Source organism: Microbacterium sp. HMH0099, assembly GCF_049384025.1.
GTDB lineage: Bacteria > Actinomycetota > Actinomycetes > Actinomycetales > Microbacteriaceae > Microbacterium.
On the sequence record NZ_JBMRJR010000003.1, the window covers coordinates 406,082 to 415,624 of the forward strand.

Annotated in this window: 9 protein-coding genes; 3 read left to right on the forward strand and 6 right to left on the reverse strand. The window is 70.1% G+C overall.

Annotation, left to right across the window (positions count from 1 at the left end; genetic code table 11):
- Nucleotides 1-4: 4 nt before the first annotated feature.
- The 5 genes from ACO03V_RS09105 to sufB are packed head-to-tail and all read right to left on the reverse strand — an operon-like array spanning nt 5 to nt 4,081.
- Nucleotides 5-334, reverse strand: a complete 330-nt coding sequence (locus ACO03V_RS09105) for a metal-sulfur cluster assembly factor (RefSeq protein ID WP_013586729.1) — start codon at nt 332-334, stop codon at nt 5-7.
- Nucleotides 335-343: 9 nt separating this feature from the next.
- On the reverse strand, nt 344-1,114 hold the full coding sequence (gene sufC, locus ACO03V_RS09110; RefSeq protein ID WP_367727037.1) for a Fe-S cluster assembly ATPase SufC: 771 nt from the start codon (nt 1,112-1,114) through the stop codon (nt 344-346).
- Nucleotides 1,115-1,157: 43 nt separating this feature from the next.
- On the reverse strand, nt 1,158-1,487 hold the full coding sequence (locus ACO03V_RS09115) for a non-heme iron oxygenase ferredoxin subunit (protein ID WP_387054574.1): 330 nt from the start codon (nt 1,485-1,487) through the stop codon (nt 1,158-1,160).
- On the reverse strand, nt 1,484-2,662 hold the full coding sequence (gene sufD / locus ACO03V_RS09120; protein WP_423137367.1) for a Fe-S cluster assembly protein SufD: 1,179 nt from the start codon (nt 2,660-2,662) through the stop codon (nt 1,484-1,486). The genes ACO03V_RS09115 and sufD overlap by 4 nt, the downstream gene beginning before the upstream one ends.
- Nucleotides 2,663-4,081 (reverse strand): Fe-S cluster assembly protein SufB, encoded by a 1,419-nt coding sequence (gene sufB, locus ACO03V_RS09125; protein ID WP_367727041.1) that lies wholly within the window; start codon nt 4,079-4,081, stop codon nt 2,663-2,665.
- Nucleotides 4,082-4,333: 252 nt separating this feature from the next.
- Between sufB and ACO03V_RS09130 the strand changes: the two genes are divergently transcribed.
- On the forward strand, nt 4,334-5,299 hold the full coding sequence (locus ACO03V_RS09130) for a COX15/CtaA family protein (protein ID WP_423137368.1): 966 nt from the start codon (nt 4,334-4,336) through the stop codon (nt 5,297-5,299).
- 118 nt (nt 5,300-5,417) lie between these two features.
- Nucleotides 5,418-5,948 carry a dinucleotide-utilizing enzyme gene (locus ACO03V_RS09135; RefSeq protein WP_367727043.1) on the forward strand — a complete coding sequence of 177 codons (531 nt, stop codon included), beginning with the start codon at nt 5,418-5,420 and terminating at the stop codon, nt 5,946-5,948.
- A 192-nt stretch (nt 5,949-6,140) separates the two neighbouring features.
- Here ACO03V_RS09135 and ACO03V_RS09140 read toward each other — a convergent pair whose 3' ends face one another.
- Nucleotides 6,141-7,067: a heme o synthase gene (locus ACO03V_RS09140; protein WP_423137369.1), complete on the reverse strand. Its 927-nt coding sequence runs from the start codon at nt 7,065-7,067 to the stop codon at nt 6,141-6,143.
- A gap of 372 nt (nt 7,068-7,439) precedes the next feature.
- Here ACO03V_RS09140 and tkt point away from each other — a divergent pair, with 372 nt between their 5' ends.
- On the forward strand, nt 7,440-9,536 hold the full coding sequence (gene tkt, locus ACO03V_RS09145) for a transketolase (protein ID WP_423137370.1): 2,097 nt from the start codon (nt 7,440-7,442) through the stop codon (nt 9,534-9,536).
- Nucleotides 9,537-9,543: the final 7 nt, after the last annotated feature.

Sequence of the window (9,543 nt, forward strand, 5' to 3'; positions counted from 1 at the left end):
TCTCTCAGATCGCGAAGCCGAGGGCGCGCATCATGTCGCGGCCGTCGTCGGTGATCCGCTCGGGGCCCCACGGCGGCATCCACACCCAGTTGATGCGGAAGCGGTCCACGACGTTGTCGAGGGCCTGCGCCGTCTGCTCCTCGAGCACATCGGTCAGCGGGCAGCCGGCCGAGGTGAGGGTCATGTGGATGACGAGGGCGTCGTTCTCGTCGTCCCACGCGAGGTCGTAGATGAGCCCGAGGTCGACGACGTTGATCCCCAGCTCGGGGTCCATGACGTCCTTCAAGGCCTCGGTGACCTCGTCGTACTTCTCGGGAGCGAGTGTCGCGGTCATGGGACGATCCTACGCGTCGACCGGGGTACCGGCCTCGAGGAAGCGGTCGTAGCCCTCTTCCTCGAGTCGGTCGGCGAGCTCGGGGCCGCCCTCCTCGACGATCCGGCCCTTGACGACGACGTGGACGAAGTCGGGACGGATGTAGCGGAGGATGCGCGTGTAGTGCGTGATGAGCAGCACGCCCAGGTCGGTCTGCTCCTTGGCGCGGTTGACGCCCTCGGACACGATCTTCAGCGCGTCGACGTCGAGGCCGGAGTCGGTCTCGTCGAGCACGGCGATCTTCGGCTTGAGCAGCTCGAGCTGAAGGATCTCGTGGCGCTTCTTCTCGCCGCCGGAGAAGCCCTCGTTGACGTTGCGCTGCGCGAAGACGGGGTCCATGCGCAGGTTCGCCATCGACTCCTTGACGTCCTTGGTCCAGCCGCGGATCGCGGGGGCCTCGCCGTCGATCGCCGTCTTGGCGGTGCGGAGGAAGTTGGTGACGGTGACGCCGGGGATCTCGACCGGGTACTGCATCGCGAGGAAGAGGCCCGCGCGCGCCCGCTCGTCGACGCTCATCTCGAGGACGTCCTCACCGTCGAGGGTGATGGAGCCGCTCGTCACGGTGTACTTGGGGTGACCGGCGATCGTGTACGCCAGCGTGGACTTGCCGGAGCCGTTCGGGCCCATGATGGCGTGGGTCTCGCCGGTGCGCAGCGTCAGGGTGACGCCGTTGAGGATCGGGGTCGTGCCGTTATCCGTCTCGACCGTCACGTGGAGGTCGCGGATCTCGAGGACAGACATGGTGTTCCTTACTCGGTTGTTCGAAAAGCGTGGGGGGCGACCGTCAGGCCGTCGCCTTGGTGACGGCGGGATCGATGAGCACGTCGTCTCCGTCGATCACGACCTCGTACACGGGCACCGGCTCGAAGGCCGGGAGGTTCAGCGGACGGCCGGTGCGCAGCGAGAACGCGGAGCCGTGAGCCCAGCACTCCAGCGTGTCGCCCTCGACGAAGCCGTCCGAGAGCGAGATGTCGCCGTGCGTGCAGACGTCGCCGATCGCGTGGACGTCGCCGTCGCCGTCGAGGACGACGGCGATCGCGACGCCGTCCACCTCGACACGGCGGGCCTCGTCCTGGACCAGCTCGCTCAGACCGCAGACGCGGGACGCGCTCACGCCTCGGCTCCCTCGGCGAGCTCGCGCTCGATGGCCTCGACCAGCTCGGACTCCAGGTCCGGGATGCCGATGCGCTGCACGATCTCGCTCAGGAAGCCGAGCACGACCAGGCGACGGGCCTCGTCCTCGGCGATGCCGCGGGCCTGCAGGTAGAACAGCTGCTCGTCGTCGAAGCGCCCGGTGGCGCTGGCGTGACCCGCGCCCTGGATGTCGCCCGTCTCGATCTCGAGGTTCGGGATCGAGTCCGCGCGCGCGCCGTCGGTGAGGACGAGGTTGCGGTTCGCCTCGTACGAGTCGGTGCCCGTGGCATCCGGTCCGATGAGGACGTCGCCGATCCACACGCTCCGGGCGCTCTCGCCCTGCAGCGCGCCCTTGTAGAGGACGTCGCCGACCGTGTGCGGACCCTTGTGGTGCAGGTACACCTGCGACTCGAGGTGCTGGCCGGAGTCGGAGAACGACAGGCCGTACAGACGCCCCTCGCTGCCCGCGCCCGAGAGCTCGACCGACGGGTTCACGCGGACGACCCCGCCGCCGAAGCTGACGACGACGTGGGTGAGCTTCGCGTCGCGGTCGACGCGCGCCTGGTGGGCGGCGGCGTGGACGGCGTCGTCGTCCCAGCGCTGCACGGACACGACCGTGAGGTCCGCGCCGTCGCGCACGAGGATCTCGACGTTCTGCGCGTACTGCGCCGAACCGGAGTGGTACAGCACGATCGTGCCGCGGCTGTGGTTCTTCGCCTCGATGACGAGGTGGGCCGTGGCACGGTCGCCGGTGCCGACGAGGTCGATGCGCAGCGGCTCGACCAGCTCCTCCTCCGCCTTCAGCTGGACGTGCAGGGCGTCGCCGGCGTGCTTGTACGCGATGGCGCTCGGCAGGTCCTCGGGCTTGAAGTGCTCTCCGCGCACGTCCGATCCCGAGACCAGGTGCGCCTGGGCGGCTCCGAGCTCGTACCGGATGCCGCCGCCCGCCGCGTCCTCGAAGAGAGGCGCGATGCGGTCGAGCGGCGTGTGCTTCCAGTTGACCTCGCGGCCGGTCGGCACACCGAAGTCGGTGGGCTCGAACGACCACGGGCGGTCCGAACGGGTCTGGACCGGGACGACGGGCGCGCTGGCGTCGCCCCATCCTCCGTCGGTGTGCGCGGTGCTCCCCGGCAGGGGGGTGGTGGTGGACGACATCTAGCCGACGGATCCTTCCATGCCCATCTCGATGAGCTTGTTGAGCTCGAGCGCGTACTCCATGGGCAGCTCGCGGGCGATGGGCTCGATGAAGCCGCGCACGATCATGGCCATGGCCTCGTCCTCGGGAAGACCCCGGGACTGCAGGTAGAACAGCTGCTCCTCGCTGACCTTCGACACCGTCGCCTCGTGTCCGAGCTGCACGTCGTCGACACGGATGTCGATCGCCGGGTAGGTGTCGGAGCGGGAGATGGTGTCGACCAGGAGGGCGTCGCAGCGGACGGTGTTGGCGGAGTGGTGCGCATTGGCATCCACGCGCACCTCGCCGCGGTAGCCGGCGCGGCCGCCGCCGCGGGCGATCGACTTCGAGACGATCGACGACTGGGTGTAGGGCGCCATGTGGACCATCTTGGCTCCGGCGTCCTGGTGCTGGCCGGGGCCGGCGAAGGCGACCGAGAGCGTCTCGCCCTTGGCGTGCTCGCCCATCAGGTAGATCGAGGGGTACTTCATCGTCACCTTGGAGCCGATGTTGCCGTCGACCCACTCCATGGTCGCGCCCTCGTGGGCGACGGCGCGCTTGGTGACGAGGTTGTAGACGTTGTTCGACCAGTTCTGGATCGTCGTGTAGCGCACGCGGGCGTTCTTCTTCACGATGATCTCGACGACGGCCGAGTGCAGCGAGTCGCTCTTGTAGATCGGCGCGGTGCAGCCCTCGATGTAGTGGACGTAGCTGTCCTCGTCCGCGATGATCAGGGTCCGCTCGAACTGGCCCATGTTCTCGGTGTTGATGCGGAAGTAGGCCTGCAGCGGGATCTCGACGTGGACGCCCTTGGGGACGTAGACGAAGGAGCCGCCCGACCACACGGCGGTGTTCAGCGCGGCGAACTTGTTGTCGCCCGCGGGGATGACGGTGCCGAAGTACTCCTCGAAGAACTCGGGGTGCTCGCGCAGCGCCGTGTCGGTGTCCATGAAGATGACGCCCTGCTGCTCCAGGTCCTCGCGGATCTGGTGGTAGACGACCTCGGACTCGTACTGCGCGGCGACGCCGGCGACGAGGCGCTGACGCTCAGCCTCGGGGATGCCGAGCTTCTCGTACGTGTTGCGGATCTCTTCGGGGAGGTCCTCCCACGACTGCGCCTGCTTCTCGGTCGAGCGGACGAAGTACTTGATGTTGTCGAAGTCGATGTCGGAGAGGTCGGCGCCCCACGTCGGCATCGGCTTGCGACCGAAGAGCTGGTAGCCCTTCAGGCGGGTCTTGAGCATCCACTCGGGCTCGGACTTGAGAGCCGAGATCCCGCGGACCACGTCTTCATTGATGCCGCGCTGCGCGACGGCGCCGGCGGCATCAGTGTCGTGCCAGCCGAATTCGTAGACTCCCAGACCCTCGAGTTCTGGACGGTCGATGAGCACATCGGTCATGGTGGTCACTCTCCTTCTCGGGCCTCAACGGTGTCATCCGCCCCGGCATTCCGGACTCCGGTCGAAGTCCCAGGAATGTCGCTGGTGGGCCCGCTCGAAGACGCTGACGTCGCGCCTAGACTGTCACTGATGCGGAACGCGCGAGCGCCGCAGTTCCGGACCTTTCGATTCTACAGGCAACACCCGCCCCCGGCACGGCGACCATCCCCGCCGCGTGCCGGTCCGGGAGCCCGCCGCCAGGAGGCCGCGCGCATGTCCCCCGACACCTCCCCCACCCTCGCCGCCCGCGTCCGGGCGTGGCTCCCCGACCGGGTCGACCGCCGCGTCCGCGTCTTCGCCTGGCTCTCGTTCCTCGCCGAGGTCCTCATCATCGGCACCGGCGGCGCCGTCCGCCTGACCGGCTCCGGCCTGGGCTGCCCGACATGGCCGCGCTGCACCCCGGAGTCGATCGTCAACACCCCCGAGATGGGCATCCACGGGATCATCGAGTTCGGCAACCGCACCCTGACGGGTCTCGTCGGCATCCTCGCGCTCGCCGTCGTCGTGCTCGTGTGGCGGCTGCGGCGGGAGCGGCGCGCGCTCTTCGTCCTGGCGCTCGTCGTCCTCGGCGGCGTCGTCGCCCAGGCCCTCGTCGGCGGCGTCACCGTACTCACGGGGCTCAACCCGTTCATCGTCGGCTTCCACTACGTGGCATCCGTCTCGCTGGTCGCCGTGTGCGCCGCGTTCCTGACGCTCATGTACCTGCCCGCCGGCCGGCGCCACCTCGCCGTGCCGCGCTGGTTCGCCGGACTGACCCACGCCACCACCGCGGTCCTCGCGGTCACGATCGTGTTCGGCGTCCTCACCACCGGTGCGGGACCGCACTCCGGCGACGACGCCTCCGTCCGCAACGGCTTCGACGCGCAGCTGCTCGAGCACGTGCACGCGTGGCCCGGATACGCCCTGTTCGCCCTCACCCTGGCGCTCGTCGTCGCCGCGTGGCGCCTGCGCCTGCCGGTGCGTCGCTGGGCGACGGCCCTGCTGGCCGTCGAGGTCGTGCAGATCGCGGTGGGGCTCTACCAGGCGCGCAACGGCCTCCCCGAGCTCGCCGTGGGCACGCACATGGTCCTCGCCGCCCTCACGGCCGCCGCGATGACCGTCGTCGTGCTGCGCCTCAAGGAGCCGGCGGCCGTCGTGGTCGAGGCGTCCCGCGCCCGCGAGAGCGTCGCGCGCGGCTGAGCTCACGCGCTCGGGGCTTCATAGACGATTCATCGGGCTCACCGAGGAATCGTCCGGACCCGTGCGAGACTGTGGGACTTCCGGTGCGACCGCGCCGGCCCCCTGAAGGAGTATTCGCATGCGCACTCGTCCCCGCCTGATCACCAGCATCCCGTTCTGGGTGCTCGTCGCAGGCTCCCTCGCCGCGCTCGGCGCCGGCCTCTGGAACGTGTTCCGGGGCATCGGCGCCATGGAGCAGGTGCTGACCAACCCCAACGCGACGGTCGTCGAGGTGTACGTCGGCCAGACGTGGGCGTCGGTCGGTGCCGGGCTCCTCGCCGCCGGCGTCGTGGGACTGTTCATCGCCCTCGCCCTGGGCGCGGCCTCCGTGTTCGCGCACCGGAACGACGTCGCCGTCGAGACGATCGACTGGAACAGCGACGACGAGACCGCGGACGAGCCGGCCACCTCGGTCTTCACCCCGGCCGCCACGGGTGCCGCCGCCGGTACGGCCGCCGCCGGCACCGTCGCGACGCCGACCGCGTCCGCCGAGCCCGCCCCGGTCGCCGTCGAGGATGCCGACGTCGAGACCTCCTCCGACACCCCGGCTCCCCCGCAGGCCGCAGCCGCCGCCCGCGAGGACGCCGCCGAGGACCCCTCGCGTCGCTGAGACCCCCGCTGCACGATGAAGCCGCCCGCCCCCTTTCCGGGGCGGGCGGCTTCTCGTCGGTGACCTCGGCCCTCTGAGAAAGCCGCCCGTCCCCGTGCAGGGCGGGCGGCTTTTCGTCGGTGACCTCGGCCCTATGAGAAAGCCGCCCGTCCCCTTCCGGGGCGGGCGGCTTCTCGTCGTCTGGGCGGGAGGTCAGAACGGCAGCAGCGGGTCGACCGCGATGGCGACGAATAGGAGCGTGAGGTACGTGATCGACGCGTGGAAGACGCGCATCGGCCGCGGCTCGCCGCCGCGCACGGCCCGCGCGTAGAGACGGTGCGACTCGTAGACGAACCAGCCGCCGAAGACGAGGGCCGACACCGAGTAGACGAGACCCATGGATGCCACCGGGATCAGCAGCAGCGAGCAGGCCACGGTCGCCCACGCGTAGAGGATGACCTGCAGGCCGACCTGCGAGCCGCTGCGGGTCGCGCCCAGCATCGGTACGTCGACGTCGTCGTACTGCTGCGCGTACTTCATCGACAGCGGCCAGTAGTGCGGGGGCGTCCAGAGGAACACGAGCGCGAAGAGGATGAACGGCGCCCAGGCGAGCGAGCCCGTCACCGCCGACCAGCCGATGAGGACCGGGAAGCAGCCGGCGATGCCGCCCCACACGATGTTCTGCTCGGTGCGGCGCTTGAGGATCATCGTGTAGATGACCACGTAGAAGAAGATCGCTCCGGCGGACAGCGCGGCGGCTAGCGGGTTGGTGAACGCCCACAGCCACAGCGTGGAGATCACCGCGAGGGTCCAGGCGAAGATGAGCGCGTTGCGCGGGGTGACCTCGCCCGTCACGAGCGGACGGTTCTCGGTGCGCTGCATGTGCGCGTCGATGTCGCGGTCGAGGTACATGTTGAACGCGGCGGCCGAGCCGGCGCTCAGCGAGCCGCCGACGACCGTGGCGAGGATCAGCCAGAGGTCGGGCAGGCCGCCCTGGGCCAGGATCATGACCGGGACCGTCGTGACCAGCAGCAGCTCGAGGACGCGCGGCTTCGTCAGCGCGACGTAGGCGCGGAGGGTGCGTCCGACGGAGCGGCGATCGGTCGTCGCAGTCGCGTGCGACGTCGTCGAGATGTCCATCGTCCCCCGGGGTAGCGCGAGCAAATCCCTCCGATTCTATGCCATCGCCTCACCCGGCCCGGCCCGCTGCACCGACGTCGAGATACCGCCGACGCCGTCGCGCGACGGTTGCGGGGGTTCCGCGCGTGCGCCCGGACGGCAGCCCCGCGCGCACGAGACGGCGCCCACTTCGCGTTACCGCTCACATCCCCGGCGACACCACATCCTCCGCGACCTGTCCACCCCCCGTCACACGCGTGAAGCGCCCCCACCGATCTCGCTATGCTGGCCCTGAACGCGCGCCCTGCGCCGACCCCCTCCCCTCCCACCCCGACGGTGACGAGCGCGGGATTCGGACTCCTCCGGGCGCTGGCATCGAGAAAGGCGACCGTGTTGTCGGACTTCGAATGGGATGAGATCGATCGGCGCGCGGTGGACATTGCGCGCGTACTGGCCGCCGACGCGGTCGAGAAGGTGGGCAACGGCCACCCGGGGACCGCGATGTCCCTCGCGCCGGCCGCGTACCTGCTCTACCAGCGGGTGCTGCGCCACGACCCGGCCGACACCCACTGGCCCGGACGCGACCGCTTCATCCTCTCCGCCGGGCACTCGTCCCTCACGCAGTACGTGCAGCTCTACCTCGGCGGCTTCGGCCTCGAGCTGAAGGACCTCGAGGCGCTGCGCACGTGGGGATCCCTCACCCCCGGCCACCCCGAGTTCGGCCACACCGACGGCGTCGAGATCACGACCGGTCCGCTGGGCCAGGGCCTGGCCTCCTCCGTCGGCTTCGCCTACGCCGCCCGCTACGAGCGCGGCCTCTTCGACCCGGAGACCGCCGCGGGCGAGAGCCCCTTCGACCACTACGTCTATGTGATCGCGGGCGACGGCGACCTCCAGGAGGGCGTGACCTCCGAGGCGTCCTCCCTCGCCGGCCACCAGGAGCTCGGCAACCTCATCGCCATCTACGACTCCAACCAGATCTCCATCGAGGACGACACGAACGTCGCCTTCACCGAGGACGTCCAGAAGCGCTACGAGGCCTACGGCTGGCACGTGCAGACGGTCGACTGGAAGAAGACCGGCGAGTACGTCGAGGACGTCGCCGAGCTGCACCGCGCGATCGAGGCCGCCCAGGGCGAGACGAGCAAGCCCTCGCTCATCATCCTGAAGACAATCATCGGCTACCCCTCGCCCGGCAAGCAGAACACCGGCAAGATCCACGGCTCCGCCCTGGGCGCCGACGAGCTGCGCGCCACCAAGGAGGTGCTCGGCTTCGACCCCGAGAAGAGCTTCGACGTCGCCGAGGACGTGCTCTCGCACACCCGCGGGCTCGTCGAGCGCGGCGAGGCCGCGAAGGCCGCCTGGCAGGAGAAGTTCGACGCCTGGGCCGCCGCGCACCCGGAGCGCAAGCAGCTGTGGGACCGCATCCAGGCCCGCGAGCTCCCCGCCGACATCGCCGACGCGCTCCCCGCCTTCGAGGCCGGCAAGGACGTCTCGACCCGCGCCGCCTCGGGCACCGTCATCAACGCGCTGGCCGCGGAGCTCCCCGAGCTGTGGGGCGGATCGGCCGACCTGGCCGAGTCCAACCTGACGACGATCAAGGATGCCAAGTCCTTCATTCCCGCCGAGTGGTCGACCCACGAATGGTCGGGCGACCCCTACGGCCGCGTGCTCCACTTCGGCATCCGCGAGCACGCGATGGGCGCGATCCTGAACGGCATCGTCCTGCACGGACCGACCCGCCCCTTCGGCGGCACCTTCCTCATCTTCAGCGACTACATGCGCCCGCCGGTGCGTCTGGCCGCCCTGATGAACATCCCGACGATCTTCGTCTGGACGCACGACTCCGTTGCCCTCGGCGAGGACGGTCCCACGCACCAGCCGATCGAGCAGCTCGCGACCCTGCGCGCCATCCCGAACTTCGCCGTCGTCCGTCCCGCGGACGCGAACGAGACCTCGGTGGTCTGGCTCGAGATGCTGCGCCGCACCGCTGGCCCGGCCGGTATCGCGCTCACCCGCCAGAACATCCCCGTGTTCGCACGTGGCGACGGCGAGGCGTCCGGGGACGAGTTCGCCTCCGCCGCGGGCGCCGCGAAGGGCGCGTACGTGCTCGCCGAGGCCGCGAACGGCGAGCCCGACGTCATCCTCATCGCCACCGGCTCCGAGGTGCAGCTGGCCGTCGAGGCCCGCGAGACCCTGGCCGGCGAGGGCGTGCACGCCCGCGTCGTGTCGGCCCCCTCGCTGGAGTGGTTCGCCGAGCAGGACGAGGCGTACCGCGAGTCGGTTCTGCCCGCTGCGGTGAAGGCGCGCGTGTCGGTCGAGGCCGGTTCGGCGCTCAGCTGGCAGCGCATCGTCGGCGACGCCGGCCGCTCGGTGTCCATCGAGCACTTCGGCGCCTCCGCCGACTACAAGACCCTGTTCCAGAAGTTCGGCATCACGGCCGAGGCCGTCGTCGACGCTGCGCGCGACTCGATCGCGGCGGCGAAGTAATCCCGAG